This window comes from Paraburkholderia gardini (genome assembly GCF_907164545.1).
Lineage (GTDB): Bacteria > Pseudomonadota > Gammaproteobacteria > Burkholderiales > Burkholderiaceae > Paraburkholderia > Paraburkholderia gardini.
Genome location: NZ_CAJQZB010000001.1, coordinates 125,622 through 147,183, shown reverse-complemented (window position 1 = coordinate 147,183; position 21,562 = coordinate 125,622). Strand labels below are relative to the sequence as shown.

The following is a 21,562-nucleotide window of genomic DNA, read 5'->3' as shown; positions in this document are numbered from 1 at the left end:
GCAGCTGTCGGGCCCGACGCTCCGATACGTTCGAACAGTACGTATCGTTTCCCCGGCCACCGCCGGGATTTTTTTGGGCGCCGATTTTGTAGCAAACCGTGCTGGAGAGCAAAAACGGCGCGCCCTGCAAAGAGCGCGCCGTTTTTCTTTCGCCCGACCGGCGAGCGTTACTTCTTTTTCTGCGGCGGCAGATCAGTACAGACACCTTCATACAATTCAGCCGCCATGCCGATCGACTCGCCGAGCGTCGGGTGCGGATGGATTGTCTTGCCGATATCCGTCGCGTCCGCGCCCATCTCGACGGCGAGGCACACTTCGCTGATCAGGTCGCCGGCATTCAGCCCGACGATCCCGCCGCCGATCACGCGATGCGTTTCTTCGTCGAAGAGCAGCTTCGTGAAGCCTTCATCGCGGCCGTTGGCAATCGCCCGGCCTGATGCGGCCCACGGGAAGACTGCCTTGCCGTACTTGATACCTTCGGCCTTGAGCTGGTCTTCCGTCTTGCCCGCCCACGCCACTTCAGGATCGGTATAGGCCACCGACGGAATCTGCAACGCGTCGAAGTACGCCTTCTCGCCATGCGCCACTTCAGCGGCGACGTGCGCTTCGTGTACAGCCTTGTGCGCGAGCATCGGCTGACCGACGATATCGCCGATCGCGAAGATGTGCGGCACATTCGTGCGCATCTGTTTGTCGACGTCGATGAAGCCGCGATCGGTCACCGCAACGCCTGCCTTGTCCGCGCCGATCTTCTTGCCGTTGGGCGAACGGCCCACGGCGACCAGCACGAGGTCGTAGCGCTGCGCTTCGGCCGGCGCCTTCTCGCCTTCGAACGAAACGTAAATGCCGTCGTCCTTCGCTTCGGCCTTCGTCGTTTTCGTCTTCAGCATGACGTTCGCGAAACGCTTGCTGTTGTACTTCTCCCAGACCTTGACGAGATCGCGGTCGGCGCCTGCCATCAGGCCGTCGAGCATTTCGACGACGTCGATCTGCGCGCCGAGCGTGGCATACACCGTCGCCATTTCGAGACCGATGATGCCGCCGCCGACCACGAGCATGCGCTGCGGAATCTGGCGCAACTCCAGCGCGCCGGTCGAATCGACGACACGCGGATCTTCGGGAATGAACGGCAGCTTCACCGCTTCCGAGCCCGCGGCGATGATCGCCTGTTTGAACTTGACGACCTTCTTGCCACCTTCGGTCTGCACTTCCATGTGATTCGGCCCGACGAACGCGCCGGTGCCGGTCACGACCTCGACCTTGCGCATCTTCGCCATGCCGGCGAGACCGCCCGTCAGCTTCTTGACGACGCCCGACTTGAAGTCGCGCAGCTTGTCGAGATCGATCTGCGGCTTGCCGAACGTGATGCCGTGCGAGCCGAGCGCTTCGGCTTCGTCGATGACGAGCGCGGTGTGCAGCAGCGCCTTCGACGGAATACAGCCGACGTTCAGACACACGCCGCCGAGCGTCGCATAGCGCTCGACGAGCACGGTCTTCATGCCGAGATCGGCCGAACGGAACGCGGCCGAATAACCGCCGGGGCCCGAACCGAGCACGAGCATGTCGCATTCGATATCGGCGCTACCTGAGAAGCTGCCGGCCTGCGGCGCGGCGGCAGCAGGCTGTTTTGCCGCCTCCGCGGGCGCGGCGGCCCCGGGAGCCGGCGCGCCCGTTTTCTCAGGTTCTTTCGTGACCGCCTTAGGTGCATCGGCCGTGCCGGCGCCTGCCGATTCGACTATCGCGATGACCGTGCCCTGCGAGACCTTGTCACCGGCCTTGACCTTGACTTCCTTGACCGTGCCGGCGGCATCGCTCGGCACTTCGATGGACGCCTTGTCCGATTCGAGCGTCATGAGTGCCTGCTCGACCTCGATGGTGTCGCCTGGCTTGATATTGACTTCGATGACATCGACGTCCTTGAAATCGCCGATGTCCGGCACCTTCACTTCGACGAGACTCATTAGTGTCCCCTTCTCTTATTGACCGTGTGATGCGGGAAAGCGAAATCCGTCGAACGAACTGCGTGGAAGGTGTGAAAGCAAAGGTGACACACCCTTTGCTGCCCGCCAGGTGGCAATGCGGACAGACCGACGCGAAAGCCGGTTCGACGGAAGACGTGGATCACCTGTATCAGATGACCCACGCCCCGCGAATATCAAAGAATCACACGCCGGAAATCGGCAAGCACCGCAGCGAGATAAGCATTGAACCGTGCAGCTTCCGCGCCATCGATCACCCGATGGTCATACGACAGCGACAGCGGCAACGTCAGGCGGGGAACAAACTGCTTTCCATCCCACACCGGCTTCATCGCACCACGCGACAAGCCGAGAATCGCGACTTCAGGCGCATTGATGATCGGCGTGAAATGCGTGCCGCCAATGCCGCCCAGCGACGAGATCGAGAAGCAGCCACCCTGCATCTGGTCCGGCTTCAGCTTGCCTTCACGCGCGGCCTTCGACATATCGGCCATTTCCTTCGCGATTTCGACGAGACCCTTCCTGTCCGCATCGCGGATGACCGGCACGACGAGACCATTCGGCGTATCGGCGGCGAAACCCACGTTGTAATACTGCTTGAAGACGAGGTTATCGCCATCGAGGCTCGCATTGAACGTCGGGAATTTCTTCAGCGCGTAGACGACTGCCTTGATCACGAACGCGAGCATCGTGAACTTCACGCCCGCCTTTTCGTGTTCCTTGTTCAGCTGGACGCGCAACGCTTCCAGCTCAGTGATATCCGCTTCGTCGTTGTTCGTGACGTGCGGAATCATGACCCAGTTGCGATGCAGGTTCGCGCCCGAAATCTTCTTGATGCGCGACAACGGCTTCGGATCGATTGGACCAAACTTCGCGAAGTCGACCTTCGGCCACGGCAGCAGGTTCAGCTCGCCACCGCCCGCGGCGGCCGGCGCACCTGCTGGCGCAGCGCGCTGACCGCTCATGACGCCCTTCACGAACGCCGTGATGTCGTCCTGCGTAATACGGCCTTTCGGTCCCGTACCCGGCACGCGCGACACATCGACGCCGAGTTCGCGTGCGAACTTGCGTACCGACGGCGACGCATGGCTGGGGCGGACACCGCCTACACCCGCCGGAATCAGCGGGGCCTGGGCAAGCGCGGACGGCGAAGCCGGTGCCGGCGCGGGCGCCTGCGGCGCATCGGACGGCGTTTCGACTTCATGCTTCGGCGCCGCTGCAGCCGGAGCCGCCGCGGGAGCCGCGCCGCCTTCCGTCTCGAGCAGCACGATAACCGAGCCTTCCGACACGTTATCGCCGACCTTGACCTTCACTTCCTTGACGACACCGGCGGCCGGGCTCGGCACATCCATCGTCGCCTTGTCGGATTCGAGCGTGACGAGCGACTGTTCCTTCTCGACGCGATCGCCCACCTTGACCGCGACTTCGATCACAGGGATGTCCTTGTAATCGCCAATGTCCGGAACCTTCACTTCCTGCACGCCGCCGCCTGCGGCAACCGGGGCAGGCGCGGCAGCGGGGGCTGCTGCCGGTGCCGCTTCCTTCGCCGGCGCGGGGGTACCGGCGGCTTTCGCACCGCCGGCCTCGCCTTCCAGCACGACGATCAGCGAGCCTTCCGACACGTTGTCGCCGACCTTGACCTTCACTTCCTTGACGACACCGGCTGCCGAACTCGGCACGTCCATGGTCGCCTTGTCTGATTCGAGCGTCACGAGCGACTGCTCTTTCTCGACGGTGTCACCCGCCTTCACCAGCACCTCGATCACAGGAATGTCCTTGTAATCGCCGATGTCCGGCACCTTGACTTCGATCGCTTGACTCATTGTTAGTGTCTCCTGGGCCGCGCGCGCCTTCCCGTCCTTTCGGACCGGAAAGCACGCGATGGCGCTCGGGGGCGATGCCTTAGACGGTCATCGGGTTGGGTTTAGCGGGATCAAGGTTGTATTTCTTGAGCGCATCGGCCACAACCTTGCGCTCAATCGTACCCTCATCAGCCAGCGCATTCAGCGCAGCGACGGTGACCCAGTAACGGTCGACTTCGAAGAAGTGACGCAGCTTCTCACGCGTATCCGAGCGGCCGAACCCATCGGTGCCGAGCACGACGAAACGTTGCGGCACGAACGCACGGATCTGCTCGGTCAACGCGCGGATGTAGTCGGTCGAAGCAATGACCGGGCCCGGCGCACCTTTCAGCAGCTTCTCGACGTGCGAGATCTTCTTTTCTTCAGTCGGATGCAGCAGGTTCCAGCGCTGCACTTCGTGACCTTCGCGTGCCAGTTCGGTAAAGCTCGGCACGCTCCACAGGTCGGCCGCGACGCCCCAGTCGTTCTTCAGCAAGTCGGCAGCGGCAATGACTTCGTTGAAGATCGTGCCCGCGCCCATCAGCTGGACGCGCGGCGCCTTCTTGTCGGCTTCCGCTTTACGGAACGCGTACATGCCCTTGATGATGTCGGCCGCCACAGCTTCACCCTGCGGAATCGCAGGATGCTCGTAGTTTTCATTCATCACGGTGACGTAGTAGTACACGTCTTCCTGCTCCTGCACCATGCGGCGCAGGCCGTCCTGCATGATGACGGCGAGTTCGTAGCCGAACGTCGGGTCATAGCTCACGCAGTTCGGCACCGAAGCCGCCCACATCAGCGAGTGGCCGTCCTCGTGCTGCAGACCTTCGCCGTTCAGCGTCGTGCGGCCAGCCGTGCCGCCCAGCAGGAAACCGCGTGCGCGCATATCGCCCGCCGCCCATGCCAGATCGCCGATACGCTGGAAGCCGAACATCGAATAGAAGATGTAGAACGGGATCATGATCTCGCCGTGCGTCGAGTACGACGTCGCGGCTGCGATCCAGTCGCACATGCCGCCGGCTTCGTTGATCCCTTCCTGCAGGATCTGGCCGGTTTCCGATTCACGGTAGAACATCAGCTGGTCGGAATCTTCCGGCACGTACTTCTGGCCGTCCTGATTCCAGATGCCGATCTGACGGAAGAGACCTTCCATGCCGAATGTACGCGATTCATCCGGCACGATTGGCACGATACGTTTGCCAAGCGCCTTGTCCTTCAGCAGGATGTTCAGGATCCGCACGAACGCCATCGTCGTGGAGATCTCGCGGCCTTCGCCCGTACCCTTCAGGAGCGGCTCGAACACGCCCAGTTCCGGCACCGGCAGCGATTCGGCCTTCTGGCGACGCGCCGGCAGGTAGCCGCCCAGCTCCTGGCGGCGGCTGCGCATGTACTCGAGTTCCTTCGAGCCTTCTTCGAACTTCAGGTACGGCACGTTGACGAGCTGGTCGTCAGGAATCGGCAGACGGAACTGGTCGCGGAATTTCTTCAGCTGGTCCACCTGCATTTTCTTCTGCTGGTGGGTGATGTTCATCGCCTGGCCGGCTTCGCCCATCCCGTAGCCCTTGATCGTCTTCGCGAGGATCACGGTCGGATGGCCCTTCGAATTCGATGCCTGGTGGAATGCCGCGTAGATCTTGTGCGGATCGTGGCCACCACGATTCAGATTCCAGATGTCTTCATCGGACCAGTCGGCGACCAGTGCCTTCAGTTCCGGCGTATTGAAGAAATGCTCGCGAACGAACGCGCCCGACTCCGACTTGTACGTCTGGTACTCGCCGTCGACGACGTCCATCATCCGCCGCATCAGCGCGCCCGACTTGTCGCGCTGGAACAGCGCATCCCATCGGCTGCCCCAGACGACCTTGATGACATTCCAGCCAGCACCGCGGAATTCGCTTTCGAGTTCCTGGATGATCTTGCCGTTACCGCGCACCGGGCCGTCGAGACGCTGCAGGTTGCAGTTGATCACGAACACGAGGTTGTCGAGGCGTTCGCGGCCGGCCATGCCGATCGCGCCAAGCGATTCCGGTTCATCGGTTTCGCCGTCGCCGAGGAACGCCCACACCTTGCGGCCGTCGGTCTTCGCCACGCCGCGCGCCTGCAGGTACTTCATGAAACGCGCCTGATAGATCGCCATGATCGGGCCGAGACCCATCGAGACGGTCGGAAACTGCCAGAAGTCCGGCATCAGCCACGGGTGCGGATAGGACGAAATGCCCTCGCCGCCCACTTCCTGACGGAAGTTGTCGAGCTGGTTTTCGCTCAGGCGGCCGAGCAGGAACGCGCGCGAGTACACACCCGGCGACGAGTGGCCCTGCACGAACACGAGATCGCCGCCGTGCTTGTCCGACGGTGCGTGCCAGAAATGGTTGTAACCGACGTCATACAGCGTGGCCGCCGAGGCGAACGACGCGATGTGGCCGCCGACGTTGGTGTCCTTGCCCGCGCGCAGCACCATGGCGATGGCGTTCCAGCGCGTGTACGAACGGATGCGGTGTTCGAGATCCTGGTCGCCAGGAATCTGCACCTGGTTCGCGACGGGAATCGTGTTGATGTACGGAGTGTTCGCGGAGAACGCCAGATGCTCGCCGTGCACACGGGCGAATTCAATCTGCTTTTCGATCAGATAGTGAGCGCGATCCGGGCCGACCGCAGAAATCACGCCATCCAGCGCTTCCAGCCATTCGCCGGTTTCCTGGGGATCGTCGTCGTTTTCGGCGGCGACATATTTCATCACTTCGTCGGGTACAGCGGACATACTCGTCTCCTGGATATAAGGAACGCTCTTTGAACAGACGACGCGGGCGAGGTCCAACCGCGGCAGCTTTCCGGAGATTGTAATGAGGCGCCAGACCTCTTCGCAACTAAAATTTCAAATTGCGAGATCATTTCTCATAATACGGAAAATTGTTGCGGCGCACACCGAATTCACTGAGGAGTCGCGAATACGTCGGCTAGTTTGCGCCGATCAGAGCCACTTTCGAGCGTTTTTTGCGTTAATTTGCCGGGACCCGCTGCGCTACAATGCCACGCATGTTGACCGAACGCCTTTTCGCACGCTCGGCGCGACCGTCCGGCTCGCCGGCGGATACGGCGCCGTCCCGCTGGCACCATGGACCATGGTGGTCGAATTCCTATTTGCTCACGCCGCTCCTGTCGATTCTCGTGTTCCTGGTCGTCATGAGCCTGATTCTCTGGAGCCTGAACCGGCGCGAGCAGCAGACCCAGGAAGACACGCTCTACCGTAACGTCGCGTGGGCGCAGCAGCAGATCCGCCTCTCGATGACTGGTGCGCAGGAACAGGTGCAGGCGCTGTCGCGCGATCTCGTCGCGGGCCACGGCGACCCGCATTCGTTCCAGGTGTCCACCACGGACATCATGCAGGGGCATCCCGAAATCCTCTACATGAACTGGTACACGAGCCTGCAGCAGCCGCGCTGGCCCAATACCGCGCTGCCCGTGTTCGGCCAGCGTCTTGCCCGGCCAAGCGACAACCAGATGGACGAGGCCGTGAAAGCCGCGTTCGCCGAAGCGCGCGACACACGCCGCCAGGTGTATTCGCCGCTGATATACGACGACGTCGGCAACGGCTACATCACGCTGCAGACGCCCGTGTATCGCGACCGCGAGTTTCTCGGCACGATTGCGGCGGTGTTTTCGGTCGAGGGGATACTCAAGCACGACATCCCGCCCGAGCTTTCGGCGAAGTACAAAATTTCGATCATCGACGTGAACAACCGCGAGCTGGCCACGACGTCGACGCGTCCGCGCCTGCCGCGCGACGCGTTCTACGACCTGCCGCTCGATCCGCCCGGCCAGGGCGTGTCGGTGCGCGTGTACGCGTATCCGCAGATGACGAACTTCACGAACAACACGCTCGTCTGGCTCGTCGCCGGGCTGTCGTGTTTCGTGCTGTGGAGTTTGTGGAGCCTGTGGAAGCACACGCGCCAGCGCTTCGAGGCGCAGCAGGCGCTGTACGCCGAAGCGTTCTTTCGCCGCGCGATGGAAAACTCGGTGCTGATCGGCATGCGCGTGCTCGACATGCACGGCCGTATCACGCACGTGAACCCGGCGTTCTGCCGCATGACCGGCTGGGACGAAAGCGACCTGAACGGCAAGACCGCGCCCTTCCCTTACTGGCCACGCGACGCCTACCCGGAAATGCAGCGTCAGCTCGACATGACGCTGCGCGGCAAGGCGCCTTCGTCCGGCTTCGAGCTGCGCGTGCGCCGCAAGGACGGCTCGCTCTTCCATGCACGTCTTTATGTATCGCCGCTGATCGACAGCTCGGGACGCCAGACCGGCTGGATGTCGTCGATGACGGACATCACCGAGCCGAAGCGCGCCCGCGAGGAACTCGCCGCCGCGCACGAGCGCTTCACGACCGTGCTCGAAAGCCTCGACGCCGCCGTGTCCGTGCTCGCCGCCGACGAAGCCGAACTGCTGTTCGCGAACCGTTATTACCGGCACCTGTTCGGCATTCGCCCGGACGGCCATCTGGAGCTGGCCGGCGCGGGCTTCGACAGTGCGCAGGCTTCGTCCGATTCAATCGACATGGTCGACGCGTACGCCGGGCTGCCTGCCGCCGCGCTGACGGAAAGCGCCGCCGACGCCCAGGAAGTCTATGTGCAAGGCATCCAGAAATGGTTCGAGGTACGGCGCCAGTACATCCAGTGGGTGGACGGCCATCTGGCGCAGATGCAGATCGCGACCGACATCACGACACGCAAGCAGGCACAGGAACTCGCGCGCCAGCAGGACGAAAAACTGCAGTTCACGAGCCGCCTGATGACGATGGGCGAAATGGCCTCCTCGCTTGCGCATGAGCTGAACCAGCCGCTCGCCGCGATCAATAACTATTGCTCAGGAACGGTTGCACTGGTTAAATCTGGCCGGACGACTCCGGACAACCTGTTACCCGTTCTCGAAAAGACCGCGCAACAGGCGGTGCGGGCCGGCATGATCATCAAGCGGATTCGCGAATTCGTGAAGCGCAGCGAGCCGAAGCGGCAGGCCACGCGCGTATCCGATATCGTCGCGGATGCCGTGGGGCTGGCCGAAATCGAGGCTCGCAAGCGCCGTATCCGCATCATTACCGACGTGCGTTCGCGTCTGCCGGTGATCTACGTCGATCCGGTGCTGATCGAACAGGTGCTCGTGAACCTGCTGAAGAACGCCGCCGAAGCAATGCACGATGCGCGGCCGAATGCGGTCGATCCGGTGATCCGCGTGGTTGTGCGAACGGAGAACGGCTTTGTCAGCATCAACGTCGTCGACCAGGGGCCGGGCGTCGACGAAGGCACGGCCGAGCGACTCTTTGAACCGTTTTACAGTACGAAGTCCGATGGCATGGGAATGGGGCTCAACATTTGCCGTTCCATTATCGAATCCCATCGCGGCCGCCTGTGGGTGGTGAACAACGTCGAATCTGACGGCCACATCACAGGCGCCACGTTCCATTGCAGTCTGCCTATTGGAGAGCCCGACGGCCCGAGCAACGGCGGGTCAGAGGCGCCGACACCACAAACCGTTACGGGAGAGACATGAACACCCCAGTCACCACACAGGAAACCGTCTTTGTCGTCGACGATGACGAGGCCGTGCGAGATTCACTGCGCTGGCTGCTGGAGGCGAATGGTTATCGCGTGCAGTGCTTCTCCAGCGCGGAGCAGTTCATCGATGCCTACCAGCCCGCCCAGCACGCAGGCCAGATCGCGTGCCTGATTCTCGACGTGCGGATGCAGGGCATGAGCGGCCTCGAATTGCAGGAACGCCTGATCGCCGACAACGCGTCGCTGCCGATCATCTTCGTGACGGGTCATGGCGACGTGCCGATGGCCGTGTCGACGATGAAAAAAGGCGCGATGGATTTCATCGAAAAGCCGTTCGACGAAGCCGAACTGCGCAAACTGGTCGAGCGTATGCTCGACAAGGCGCGCAGCGAAAGCAGCAGCGTGCAGCAGCAACGCGCGGCGGCCGAGCGTCTCGGCAAGCTGACGGCGCGCGAACATCAGGTGCTCGAGCGGATCATCGCAGGGCGTCTGAACAAGCAGATCGCCGACGATCTCGGTATCAGCATCAAGACCGTCGAGGCGCACCGCGCCAACATCATGGAAAAGCTCAACGTCAACACCGTCGCCGATCTGCTGCGACTGGCGCTGTCGAACAAGCCGCAACAACCGCAGTAAGTCCACCATTGGCACGTGCCGGAGAACCCTTCGACGGGATATCCGGCACGCATGCCCGCCCCCTCCGCTTTGCTGCCCTTTGCCTCCCGCCGCGGGCTACGCACGCGTGAGCGTCGGTGACCTTCATTTTGTTAGTTATCCCGTTGATCTGCCATTCAGGGGTGAGTGTTTCGTTCTCGCGAAACGTCACATTTCATCATGGTGATTGACAGTGTCATGCTACCCCCTTAATTTAGTCAGACCTGACGCGCGCCGACGACGCGGCATTCGCCGCTGAAAGCCTATGCGCATGTCATCAAGCCGGGAGGACTCCATCGTGAAACTGTCCGGAGCACATCATCGACGTGTGCTGGTTCTGTGTGCCGCGCTGGCGGGCGCGCCCATGCTGACGGGGCTCGCACCCACCGCGGCGCACGCGCAGACGCAGGCGCCCCCTGCGGCGAAGCTGTCGAGCCAGCAGCTCGACTCGCTGACCGCGCCGATTGCCCTTTACCCGGATGCGCTGCTCGCGCAGGTACTGATGGCGTCCACGTATCCGCAAGACGTGAATGCCGCCGCCGCGTGGTCGAAGGCCAATTCGAAGCTGCAGGGCGATGCGGCCGTGACGGCCGTCGCCTCGCAGCCATGGGACCCGAGCGTTCAGTCGCTGGTCGCGTTTCCACAGGTGCTGGCCACGATGGCGTCCAAACCAGACTGGGTGACGCAGCTTGGCAACGCCTTTCTCGCGCAATCCAGTGACGTGATGGATTCGGTGCAACGGCTTCGCAAGCAGGCGCAGCAGGCCGGCAACCTGAAATCGAGCGAGCAGCAGAAGGTCGTGGTCGAACAGAACACGATCCAGATCCAGCCAGCCAATCCACAGGTCGTCTATGTCCCGACCTACAATCCAACCGTCGTCTATGGCGCATGGCCGTATCCGGCATATCCGCCTGTGTATGTGCCGCCGCCTCCCGGTTATGCGATTGCGACAGGGCTCGCAGCAGGGCTCGCGTTCGGCGCGGGCGTGGCGATCACGAATTCGCTGTGGGGCGGTTTCAACTGGAACAACCACGACGTCAATATCAACGTCAATCGCTACAACAACATCAACGTCAATAACCGCATCAACGCGAATTCCAGCACGGCGAACTGGAACCGCAACAACAACGTCAATCGCAACACGAACAACCTGAACCGGACGCAGAACAATCCCGGCGGCGCAAACCAGGCGCAGCGCGACCAGTTCCGCGGCCGCGACAATTCCCGCGATCAGGCAAGGCAGACCTTGCAGGCGCGCACGGGCCAGAACGTCAGCGGTCCGGCAAGCCAGCGGGTTCAGGATATCCATCAGGGTGGCAACGCAGGCGCCCGCAACGGCGCCAATGCGGGCAGCCGTCCGGGGGCGAACGGCGGCGGCGTAAGCAACAACGACCTGCGCGACCGTGCGCAGAACACGAACCGCGACAGCGCGCTACGCGGCGCGGGCGACGGCAACGGCGCACGTCAGGACGCCCAGCGCGGTCAGGCAAGCCGGGATGCACTGGCGAACCGTTCCGGCGGTGGCGGTCCCGGCGCCAATGGCGGTGGTCAGCAACGCGCCGGCGGCGGTCTCGGTGCCAACGGTGGCGGCCAGCGCGGCGGTGGTGGAATGCGAAGCGGCGGCGGTGGTGGTGGCCATATCGGCCGGCATCGTTGAACGATCAAAAGGAGTTTCTGATGATTCGCTTACCTGCACGCGAAACATGGCGCGCCTATGCAACCGCGTCCGCCCTCGCGCTCGGCACGACGTCCACGATGCTGGTGGCGCCGGCGCTGCTGCTCGGCACGACATCGGCTCATGCACAGGCCATCTACGCGACGCCCGACGCGGCGGCCAATGCCTTCGTCGACGCCCTCGCCCGCAACGATCACACGGAGATGCGACACGTTCTCGGCGACGACTACCCCCGCTTCATCCCGACCGAGTCTATCGGTCAGGATGACATCCTCGCGTTCCTGGGCGCGTGGGCAAAGGAACATCAAATCGTCACCGAGGCCGAGCCGCAGAACGGCCACACGACGGCCCATCTGGCCGTCGGCACCGACGGCTGGACGCTGCCGATTCCGCTCGAGCAAACATCGAAAGGCTGGCGTTTCGATCCCCCTGCCGCACGGGACGAGATATTGACGCGACGCATCGGCCGCAATGAGCGTTCGGCCATGCTCACGTCGCTCGCCTACATCGATGCGCAGAACGATTACCACAACGTCACGCAGCACTACGCGCAGAAGTTCGTCAGTTCGTCGGGCAAACGCGACGGCCTGTACTGGGTCAGCGCGCCAGGTGAACCGGAAAGCCCGCTCGGACCGCTCGCCGCCACGATGCCCAACGGTATCAACCCCGACGAGGCGTATCACGGGTATCACTACCGGATCCTCACGGCGCAAGGTTCGCACGCGAAAGGCGGCGCAGAGAGCTATGTGGAAGGTGGCGAGTTAAGCAAGGGTTTCGGCCTCGTCGCGTGGCCGGCGGAATACGGCAAGACCGGAGTGATGAGCTTCATCGTCAATCAGGACGGCCAGCTTTATCAGAAGAACCTCGGGCCGCGGACACCGCGCGCCACGGCGGCCATCAAGTCGTTCGATCCTGATTCTTCCTGGCAGGCAACCCAGCCCTGAGTGTGTCCGGTCCTGCGGGACGCGACGGTATAATGTGAGGCTTCGCAGCGGCGCAGATTCTGCGCCGCGCGCTTTTCTTCACGTCGCATCGCGTGCCGGCGGACGTCACGACGCACCTATGTGCTCATGCGCCTGTCACGCATCCATCGCGCTCCCGTATTCCGAACCGCCCATTCTCGACCGACCATGACAGCCACCCTCATCGACGGCAACGCCCTCTCCCGAACCTTGCGCGCCGACGTCGCCATACGCGCCGCTGCCCTCACCGCCCGCGGTCATCAGCCGGGTCTTGCGGTCGTACTCGTCGGCGACAATCCCGCGAGCGAAGTCTATGTCCGCAACAAGGTGAAGGCGTGCCAGGACAATGGCCTCTTCTCTTCGTATGACCGGTTTCCGGCATCGTTGTCGGAAGCCGATCTGCTGGCCCGCATCGACGAACTGAACCGCGATCCGAAAATTCACGGCATTCTGGTCCAGCTACCGCTGCCGTCGCATATCGACAGCCACAAGGTCATCGAAGCGATCGCGCCTGAAAAGGACGTCGACGGCTTTCACGTGGCCAACGCCGGTGCACTGATGACCGGCAAGCCGCTGTTTCGTCCGTGCACGCCGTATGGCGTGATGAAGATGTTCGAAGCGTACGGCATCGACCTGAAAGGCGCGGAAGCCGTGGTGATCGGCCGTTCGAATATCGTGGGCAAGCCGATGGCGCTGCTGCTGCTCGAAGCCGGCGCGACCGTCACGATCTGCCACAGCAAGACCCGCGATCTCGCCGCGCACACACGTAACGCCGACGTGGTCGTCGCGGCAACAGGCCTGCGCAACATCCTGACGGCTGGCATGGTGAAACCGGGTGCGACGGTCATCGACGTCGGCATGAATCGCGACGACGCCGGCAAGCTGTGCGGCGATGTCGACTTCGCGGGTGTCAGGGAAGTGGCCGGCCACATCACGCCAGTGCCGGGCGGCGTGGGGCCGATGACGATCACGATGCTGCTCGTCAACACGATCGAAGCGGCCGAACGCGCAGCAGCTCTGACTGCCGCGTGAAGTCACCCGGCGCCATTCCGGCACTGGATACCGCTGCATCGTGCCGGATACAGATAACGCGCCGAACCGCACCGGGCAGATCAACTTCTGATAATTTGCTTCCTGACGGTTGGAAACGGCGTCTCCTGCCCCAATAACTTCCATGACGGGCGCGGGACGCGTTGCCACGACCGCTCGCGCGTAGCCCTTTTTTGATCCGCGACAGACAGGAAGCCTTATGTCATCTTCGTCAGCCAGTACCCGCCCGGACGCGGACAATCCGCTCCTCGATTTCACCGATCTGCCGCGATTTGGCGAGATCCGTCCTGAACACGTCACCCCCGCGCTCGATGTGCTGCTCGCCAGCGCGACCGCTGCCGTCGAGCGCGCGAGCGCGCCGGTCACACCGGCTTCGTGGGCCGACGTCGTCGAACCCGTCGAACGCGCGACCGAACCGCTTTCGCGTGCCTGGGGCGTGATCGGCCATTTGAACGCAGTGGCCGATACGCCGGAACTGCGCGCGGTCCATGGTGAAAATCTGCCGCGCATGACTGAGTTCTGGTCGAGCGTCGGACAGAATCTCGCGCTCTACGAGAAATACAAGGCACTCAATGCCAGCGCCGATTTCGCGTCGCTGACCGGCGAGCGCAAGAAGATTCTCGGCAACGCGTTGCGCGACTTCCGTCTGTCAGGCGCCGAGTTGCCCGAAGACCAGAAGCCACGCTTCGCGGCATTGCAGGAACGTCAGGCCGGGCTCTCGAAATCGTTCTCCGATCACGTGCTCGACGCAACCAACGCATACGCATACATCGCGACGACCGCGACGGAGCTCGCTGGACTGCCGGAAGACGTCATCGAAGGCGCGCGTGAAGCGGCCCAGCGTGACGGCAAGGAAGGCTGGAAATTCACGCTGCATTTCCCGTCGTATTTTCCGGTGATGCAGTATTCGGAAAACCGCGCGATGCGCGAGACGATGTACCGAGTCTATTCGACGCGCGCCTCGGAACTGGGCGCCGCGTACGGCAACGGCAAGGCCGAGTGGGACAACACGGCCGTCCTCGCCGAAGAACTGAAAGTGCGCGACGAAGAAGCGAAGATGCTGGGCTTCAGGAATTTCGCGGAAGTATCGCTGGCGCCCAAGATGGCAGAGTCGCCCGAACAGGTGATGGCGTTCCTCGAGGACCTCGCGACACGCGCGCGCCCGCACGCGGAAGAGGACTGGAAGGCGTTGCGCGAGTTCGCTGCCAGCGAGCTTGGCCTGACCGGTATGCAACCGTGGGACATGACGTTCGCCGCTGAACGGCTGCGTCAGAAGCGCTACTCGTTCTCCGAGAACGAGGTCAAACAGTACTTCCCGGAAGACGCGGTGCTGAAGGGCCTGTTCAAGGTGACGGAGACGCTGTTCGGCGTGCGCATCCGCCGTGACGAAGCGACGACGTGGCACCCGGACGTGCGTTTTTTCCGCGTCGAGAATCAGGATGGCGGGCTTGTCGCGCAGTTCTATCTCGATCTGTACGCACGCGAAGGCAAACGTGGCGGTGCCTGGATGGACGACGCGCGCACGCGTCGCAGGCGCGCAGAAGGCGATGTGCAGACACCTGTGGCATATCTCACGTGTAATTTCTCGGCGCCGGTCGGCGGCAAGCCGGCGTGCTTCACGCACGACGAAGTGATCACGCTGTTCCACGAGTTCGGTCACGGCCTGCATCACATGCTGACGCGCGTCGATGAACTGGGCGTGTCGGGCATCAACGGCGTCGAATGGGATGCCGTCGAACTGCCGTCGCAGTTCATGGAGAACTTCTGCTGGGAGTGGGACGTACTGAGCGACATGACCTCGCACGTCGAGAGCGCGGCCCCGCTGCCGCGTCCGCTGTACGACAAGATGCTCGCCGCGAAGAATTTCCAGAGCGGCCTTGGCACGCTGCGGCAGATCGTCTTCTCGATGTTCGACATGTCGTTACACGTTGACTTCGACCCGTCCGGCGGGAAGAGCGCGAACGACCTTGCGCGCGAAATCAACGAGCGCTTCCACGTGATTCCGCAAGCTTCGTTCTCGCGCTGGCCGAACACGTTCAGTCATATCTTCGCCGGTGGTTACGCGGCGGGTTACTACAGCTACAAGTGGGCGGAAGTGCTGTCCGCCGACGCGTACGCAGCGTTTGAGGAAGCCGCGCAGGCGAAGAACGGCAGTGTGCTCGACGTGGCCACCGGCACGCGATATCGCAAGGAAATCCTCGAGGTTGGCGGCAGCCGGCCGGCAATGGAATCGTTCAAGGCGTTCCGCGGCCGCGAGCCGAATATCGACGCGTTGCTGCGTCATAACGGCATGACGCCAGGCGCTGCGCATTAGCCGGTGACGTGACGCTACCGGCGGCATCGGGCGTGGGGTTGCCCTGATGCCGTGCGGAGGTGCGGCATACCGGTGTGCGGCAGCAGGCATGGACGCGTCCTGCATTGCTTCTCATGTGCAGAGCGGCACGTCATGCGCTTTATGGAAAGCCTGCGATTGCTCACGCAATCACAGGCTTTTTCTCTATCCGCGGGCGCATCAACGATGCAACCTGAAATCGACCGACGACGGCCGGTTTTCGAGCGTAAGCGTCGCTGTCGAGGCCGGCATACGACTGACCACCTTGCCACGCCGGATCACCGCGAGGCGCGCCGCACGCAGACGGATTGCCTCAGCGGGGTCGCGCGCATCGAGGACGACCAGATTTGCCTCGCAGCCAGGCTCGATGCCGTAGCCTTCCAGCCCGAGAATACGTGCTGCGTTGACCGTCACCGCATCGAAGCACGCGCGGATACCGTCCTGACTGGTCATCTGCGCGACGTGCAGGCCCATGTGCGCAACTTCGAGCATGTCGCCAGAACCGAGGCCATACCAGGGATCCATCACGCAATCGTGACCAAACGCGACGTTGATGCCGGCCGCAAGCATCTCCGGCACGCGCGTCATGCCACGCCGCTTCGGATACGTGTCGCTGCGACCCTGCAACGTGATGTTGATCAACGGATTGGCGATCGCGGCAACGCCCGCTTCACGCATCAACGGCAGCAGTTTGCTGACGTAGTAGTTGTCCATCGAATGCATCGACGTCAGATGCGAGCCCGTGACGCGTCCATGCAAACCGAGACGATGCGACTGCGCAGCGAGCGTTTCGATGTGACGCGACATGGGGTCGTCGGATTCATCACAATGCATGTCTACGCGCAATCCCTGCTCCGCCGCGTATTCACACAAAATACGCACCGACTCCGCGCCATCGGCCATGGTCCGTTCGAAATGCGGAATACCACCGACTACATCGACGCCCATCGATACCGCGCGCCTGAGGTTGTCAAATGCGCCCGCGCTGCGCAGCACGCCGTCCTGTGGGAACGCGACCAGCTGCATGTCCAGATACGGCGCGACACGGCGCTTCACTTCGAGTAGCGCTTCCACGGCAAGGAGACGTGGATCGCAGATGTCCACGTGTGTGCGAATGGCCAGCAGCCCGCGCGCGACCGCCCAGTCGCAATACTGCAGCGCACGCTCGATCAGCGCCTCCTGGGTGAGCTGCGGCTTGAGCTCGCCCCAGAGCGCGATGCCTTCCAGCAATGTGCCCGAAGCATTCACGCGCGGCAGGCCATACGACAGCGTCGCATCCATATGGAAATGCGGATCGACGAAAGGTGGCGTGACGAGCGCGCCCGCGGCGTCGATTTCTTCCGGTGCGATGGCGGCAAGGCGCGGCTCAACGGTATGAATGCGACCCGCCTCGATGCCGATATCGACAGGTTCATTGCGACCCGGGAGATGCCCCGGCAGGACAGCACGACGAATGATCAGGTCCATCAGCGGCTCCCTTTGATTGCCTCGATTCTAACGACGTCAGAAGGCGCATGGAACCCGTTTACCCATCTGGACAAGGTCACGGCGTGCTTCGGAACGTGGACCGGTGAAACAGCGATCGCAGGTCCTGTGCACGCGTGTGTCGATCGACCACTCCGTGGAAAGCTGGCCTGGCACTATTCCTGTTTTAGAAATGCGCGATTTAGCTGGAGCAAGGAAATGAGCGAGCTACTGAATGGCTCACTGATATGGCATTCCGCTTCTACCGTATCAAGCGGGTATCGATAAACTGAACGTATGGAAGAGATCGCGCCAACATATCTGCTGGACGCACAAAACAAAAACCCGCCGAAGCGGGTTTTGCTGACGACAGGGTCGCCGGATTGATGCATTGCCTTGACGGTGAAAACGACAAGACGATATTTGGTTGCGGGGACAGGATTTGAACCTGTGACCTTCGGGTTATGAGCCCGACGAGCTGCCAGACTGCTCCACCCCGCGTCAGAGGAAGCGAATTGTACTGGCGCACCCACGGAACGTCAAACAGTCATGTAAATTATTTCGCATGCTCACAGATCGGCTACGGTCGCGCCTTCGATTTTTCCGTCGATGATGTCTTCGCCATACCGGCTTGCGCTGCGTTTGGCCACGCCGAAATCGGAAAACGTCAGTTGACGCGAGAGCCGAAATACGCGGCTTGCCTTCGAGCCGCTGATCGCGCCCGGACGGCAGACGCGCACTGCGACGTCATAACCTTCCGCGTGTTTCTTGTGGCCGTCGAACTTGTTGAATTCCCGCGAGAAAACAAGCGGATGCACTTCGAAGTCCTTGTAAATGGCAGGATAGAGCTCGGCCATGATGTGCCCCTGAAACGTGAGTGTCACCCCACTATACGCTGCGCGATGCCAGGCCCCGACAATTATTTACCCTGATGACGACGCGTCCTTGCCGGGTCTGTGCGACGTTCGTCTTGATGCACACCGGAAGGAATCCAGCCACGCGCCACCTTCATGTAAACTCCTGCTCATCGCGCCCGCACTCTTCGACATCGAATGAAAATCGCCACCTGGAATGTGAACTCGCTGAAGGTTCGCCTGCAGCATGTAACCGACTGGCTCGAAACGAGCCAGGCCGACGTTCTGTGTCTGCAGGAACTCAAGCTTCCCGACGAAAAATTTCCGCGTGCGGAACTCGAGGCCAAAGGTTATCGAAGCTGGTTCGCCGGTCAGAAAACCTACAACGGCGTCGGCATCCTCGTGCGCGATGGACTTGCCGTCGACGAGACCTCGATCGTGCGCAACATCCCTGGTTTCGAGGACCCGCAGCAACGTGTGATCGCCGCGACCATCGAAGGCGTGCGCATTATTTCGGCGTATTTTCCGAACGGCCAGGCGCCAGGCACCGACAAATTCGCCTACAAACTGCGCTGGCTCGACGCGCTTCACGACTGGGTCTCGGGTGAACTCACGCAGCACCCGAAGCTCGCCCTGCTCGGCGACTACAACATCGCTCCTGAAGATCGCGACGTGCACGATCCGAAGGCGTGGGAAGGACAGAATCTTGTTTCGCCGGAAGAGCGCGCGCAGTTCGTACGGCTCGTCGAACTGGGTCTGGTGGATGCCTTCCGGAAATTCGAACACCCGGAGAAGACCTTCACGTGGTGGGACTACCGGATGCTCGCATTCCGTCGCAACGCGGGCGTTCGCATCGACCATATCCTGCTCTCGAACGTGCTCGCCGGTTCGTGCACGTCATGCGATGTCGATCGCGTTCCGCGCAAATGGGATCAGCCGTCCGACCATGCGCCGGTTGTCGCGCAGATCGGCTGAACACGCACGCACACCCGCACGCGCACGCGTGCTGCGCTCAACGCTTCGCGGCGCGCGTCAGCTGGGAACGAACGCTGAGCGTTACGACGTCAGCCGCGACGACAGAAACCCGAACACCATTGCATCGTAAGCGGCACGCTCCAGCGCATCGGAACCTGAACCGTGTCCGCCGTCGGTGTTCTCCCAGTACCAGACGTCCGCGTGACCCCACGCCTGCATGCGCGCCACCATCTTGCGTGCGTGCCCAGGATGCACACGATCGTCGCTCGTCGATGTCGTGAACAGCACGGCCGGATACTTCACGTTCGCCGACACACGGTGATACGGCGAGTACGCCGCAAGCGCACGCGCTTCGTGCGGATCGTCGGGGTCGCCATATTCGTCCATCCACGACGCACCCGCGTGCAACAGGTGATATCGCTGCATGTCGAGCAGCGGCACCTCGCACACGACAGCACCGAAGAGTTCCGGACGTTGCGTCATGCACGCGGCGACAAGCAGGCCGCCGTTACTGCCACCCTGAATGCCGAGCTGCGCCGCGGTTGTCACGCCGTCGGAAATCAACGCTTCAGCGACGGCGATAAAGTCGTCGAACGCGCGTTGCCGATGTTCGCGCTGCGCGGCCAGATGCCATTGCGTCCCGTACTCGCCACCGCCACGGATATGTGCAACCACATAGATGCCGCCCTGCTCCAGCCAGCCGATACCCGGACTCACGAGATAGTCCGGCGTCAGCGGGACAGCAAAGCCGCCATAGCCTGTCAGCAGACACGGACTCGCAACCGAAGTCGGCGTATCCAGGATGCGCCGCGCGCCGACGACGGTATACGGCACCCGCGTGCCGTCTTTCGACTGCGCGTATTCGCGTTTCACCGTGAGCGGCGCGGCGTCGAACTGCGTGGGCCAGCGATCCAGCACGGTCCATGCAGTCAGCTCTTCCTGTGCGAGATCGGCGAGACAGTATTCGGGAGGTTGCAGATAATCGTCGACGTCGACGTAAACTTCATCGTTGAGCGTGGCCTCGATCGGCGAGACATCCACCTGCGATGTTTCGCGCGACGGAAACGTGCGCGATTCCCAACGCCACTCGCTGTCGACCGATTGCAGCGGTTGCCAGAGCAGCGTACGGCTTTCGACATCGTCGAGGTACGACACGATCAGCATGTTGAGCGAATGCGTCCACTCACAGGCGGACGTGAGCGGTGTCGGCGTGAAAAGCGGCACGAATTGCCGGTTCCCCGCGAGAAATGCAGTCTCACGGATCGCGAGCAACGCGCCACCTGCATGAACGACGCCATCACACTTCCAGTCGAGACGCGGTTCGAGCAGCAGCCAGCCGTGCCAGCCGCCCACCGAAACGTGCGACGGCACGTCGTAGCGCTGCCACACGCCCTTCGCGTCGGGCCAGTACGTGTGCGAATCGAAGAAATCGACATCACGCACCGCGGAATGACGCTGCTCGACGGGGTCGTAATGCGCCTCCACGCCGATGTCGTCGAATTCACCGGCGAAGACAACCGGTGCATTGTCGAGCGCGGTGCCTCGCACCCAGCGGCGGACCTCACGCGGATAACCCGAGCGCGTGAGCGTTGTGTCGCCATTGTCCCAGCCGACATACAGCGTATCCCGATCGATCCACGATGCCGTGTGCTTGCCCGCCACCGCAATCGTGAAGCCGTCTGACACGAAGCGCTGATTGTCGATGTCGAACTCGCGCACAATCGTCGCGTCGGATCCGCCCGGCGACAGGGCGATCAGCGCGCGGTCACCGTCCGGATACAGGATGTCGATATCGGCGCAGACCCACGGCGTGGCTTCGGCGTCGCCCAGCGCGTCGAAGTCGAGCAGGTTTTGCCATTGCGGCGAACCATTGCGCCAGCTTGCCCAGGACGTACGTCGCCAGAGACCCTTTGGATTGCGATCGTCCTGCCAGAAGTCATATGCCCAGTCTTTCCAGCGGCTCGGAATAACCGGCCGCTCGCGCGGCAGATACGCGCTTGCGAGGCGCTGCGTCAGCGCGTCGAAACGCTCGCCGTTGCGCCATGCGGCACTCGTGCGTGCATTCTGTTCGCCGACCCACGCCATGGACGCGGAATCGTGAAGCGCTTCGAGATGGATGAACGGATCAGTACTGCGAGGCCAGGAACGCGCTGCGGGCATGGTGAGCTGTCAAAAGAGGAACAGCACCGATTATGCCCTGCCGCCGGATCGCGCCGCGACCTGG

13 protein-coding genes and 1 tRNA gene are annotated in these 21,562 nt (G+C 62.4%); 7 read left to right on the top strand and 7 right to left on the bottom strand.

Going from position 1 to position 21,562, the window contains the following annotated elements:
• Positions 1-167 precede the first annotated feature (167 nt).
• From lpdA to aceE, 3 genes are all read right to left on the bottom strand, one after another.
• Positions 168-1,961 (bottom strand): dihydrolipoyl dehydrogenase, encoded by a 1,794-nt coding sequence (gene lpdA / locus LPA37_RS00595; RefSeq protein WP_228975729.1) that lies wholly within the window; start codon positions 1,959-1,961, stop codon positions 168-170.
• A 194-nt stretch (positions 1,962-2,155) separates the two neighbouring features.
• Entirely contained in the window at positions 2,156-3,802 is a 1,647-nt protein-coding gene (aceF, locus tag LPA37_RS00590) for a dihydrolipoyllysine-residue acetyltransferase (protein ID WP_229011019.1), read from the bottom strand.
• 79 nt (positions 3,803-3,881) lie between these two features.
• Entirely contained in the window at positions 3,882-6,578 is a 2,697-nt protein-coding gene (gene aceE / locus LPA37_RS00585; protein WP_228975734.1) for a pyruvate dehydrogenase (acetyl-transferring), homodimeric type, read from the bottom strand.
• A 275-nt stretch (positions 6,579-6,853) separates the two neighbouring features.
• On the opposite strand from aceE, the gene fixL reads away from it, so the two are divergent.
• The 6 genes from fixL (at position 6,854) to LPA37_RS00555 (ending at position 16,027) form a co-directional block, all read left to right on the top strand.
• Entirely contained in the window at positions 6,854-9,367 is a 2,514-nt protein-coding gene (gene fixL, locus LPA37_RS00580; protein ID WP_228975735.1) for an oxygen sensor histidine kinase FixL, read from the top strand.
• The gene (gene fixJ, locus LPA37_RS00575; protein ID WP_228975737.1) at positions 9,364-10,008 is read left to right on the top strand and encodes an oxygen response regulator transcription factor FixJ; all 645 of its coding nucleotides are present in this window, start codon (positions 9,364-9,366) and stop codon (positions 10,006-10,008) included. Before fixL ends, fixJ begins: the two co-directional genes overlap by 4 nt.
• 316 nt (positions 10,009-10,324) lie before the next feature.
• A complete protein-coding gene (locus tag LPA37_RS00570) occupies positions 10,325-11,683 on the top strand; it encodes a DUF3300 domain-containing protein (RefSeq protein ID WP_228975739.1) in 1,359 nt (452 codons plus the stop codon).
• A 20-nt stretch (positions 11,684-11,703) separates the two neighbouring features.
• Complete coding sequence (locus LPA37_RS00565; protein WP_229011017.1) at positions 11,704-12,645, top strand: DUF2950 domain-containing protein; 942 nt, start codon at positions 11,704-11,706, stop codon at positions 12,643-12,645.
• Between the two features lie 186 nt (positions 12,646-12,831).
• Entirely contained in the window at positions 12,832-13,695 is an 864-nt protein-coding gene (folD, locus tag LPA37_RS00560) for a bifunctional methylenetetrahydrofolate dehydrogenase/methenyltetrahydrofolate cyclohydrolase FolD (RefSeq protein WP_229011015.1), read from the top strand.
• Between the two features lie 217 nt (positions 13,696-13,912).
• The gene (locus tag LPA37_RS00555; protein ID WP_229011013.1) at positions 13,913-16,027 is read left to right on the top strand and encodes a M3 family metallopeptidase; all 2,115 of its coding nucleotides are present in this window, start codon (positions 13,913-13,915) and stop codon (positions 16,025-16,027) included.
• Between the two features lie 198 nt (positions 16,028-16,225).
• On the opposite strand, the gene LPA37_RS00550 is transcribed toward LPA37_RS00555, so the two are convergent.
• From LPA37_RS00550 to LPA37_RS00540, 3 genes are all read right to left on the bottom strand, one after another.
• Positions 16,226-17,512, bottom strand: a complete 1,287-nt coding sequence (locus tag LPA37_RS00550) for an amidohydrolase family protein (RefSeq protein WP_228975749.1) — start codon at positions 17,510-17,512, stop codon at positions 16,226-16,228.
• 421 nt (positions 17,513-17,933) lie between these two features.
• Positions 17,934-18,010: transfer RNA gene (locus LPA37_RS00545), tRNA-Met, on the bottom strand.
• A 68-nt stretch (positions 18,011-18,078) separates the two neighbouring features.
• Positions 18,079-18,366: a hypothetical protein gene (locus LPA37_RS00540; RefSeq protein ID WP_228975751.1), complete on the bottom strand. Its 288-nt coding sequence runs from the start codon at positions 18,364-18,366 to the stop codon at positions 18,079-18,081.
• Between the two features lie 195 nt (positions 18,367-18,561).
• On the opposite strand from LPA37_RS00540, the gene xth reads away from it, so the two are divergent.
• Positions 18,562-19,338, top strand: a complete 777-nt coding sequence (xth, locus tag LPA37_RS00535; RefSeq protein WP_228975755.1) for an exodeoxyribonuclease III — start codon at positions 18,562-18,564, stop codon at positions 19,336-19,338.
• Positions 19,339-19,419: 81 nt separating this feature from the next.
• On the opposite strand, the gene LPA37_RS00530 is transcribed toward xth, so the two are convergent.
• Positions 19,420-21,498, bottom strand: a complete 2,079-nt coding sequence (locus tag LPA37_RS00530; RefSeq protein ID WP_228975757.1) for a prolyl oligopeptidase family serine peptidase — start codon at positions 21,496-21,498, stop codon at positions 19,420-19,422.
• Positions 21,499-21,562: the final 64 nt, after the last annotated feature.

Bases quoted from the DNA above. Each gene is read 5' to 3' on its own strand.
- lpdA (WP_228975729.1), bottom strand. From the start codon at position 1,961: ATGAGTCTCGTCGAAGTGAAGGTGCCGGACATCGGCGATTTCAAGGAC.
- aceF (WP_229011019.1), bottom strand. From the start codon at position 3,802: ATGAGTCAAGCGATCGAAGTCAAGGTGCCGGACATCGGCGATTACAAG.
- aceE (WP_228975734.1), bottom strand. From the start codon at position 6,578: ATGTCCGCTGTACCCGACGAAGTGATGAAATATGTCGCCGCCGAAAAC.
- fixL (WP_228975735.1), top strand. From the start codon at position 6,854: ATGTTGACCGAACGCCTTTTCGCACGCTCGGCGCGACCGTCCGGCTCG.
- fixJ (WP_228975737.1), top strand. From the start codon at position 9,364: ATGAACACCCCAGTCACCACACAGGAAACCGTCTTTGTCGTCGACGAT.
- LPA37_RS00565 (WP_229011017.1), top strand. From the start codon at position 11,704: ATGATTCGCTTACCTGCACGCGAAACATGGCGCGCCTATGCAACCGCG.
- folD (WP_229011015.1), top strand. From the start codon at position 12,832: ATGACAGCCACCCTCATCGACGGCAACGCCCTCTCCCGAACCTTGCGC.
- LPA37_RS00555 (WP_229011013.1), top strand. From the start codon at position 13,913: ATGTCATCTTCGTCAGCCAGTACCCGCCCGGACGCGGACAATCCGCTC.
- LPA37_RS00550 (WP_228975749.1), bottom strand. From the start codon at position 17,512: ATGGACCTGATCATTCGTCGTGCTGTCCTGCCGGGGCATCTCCCGGGT.
- LPA37_RS00540 (WP_228975751.1), bottom strand. From the start codon at position 18,366: ATGGCCGAGCTCTATCCTGCCATTTACAAGGACTTCGAAGTGCATCCG.
- xth (WP_228975755.1), top strand. From the start codon at position 18,562: ATGAAAATCGCCACCTGGAATGTGAACTCGCTGAAGGTTCGCCTGCAG.
- LPA37_RS00530 (WP_228975757.1), bottom strand. From the start codon at position 21,498: ATGCCCGCAGCGCGTTCCTGGCCTCGCAGTACTGATCCGTTCATCCAT.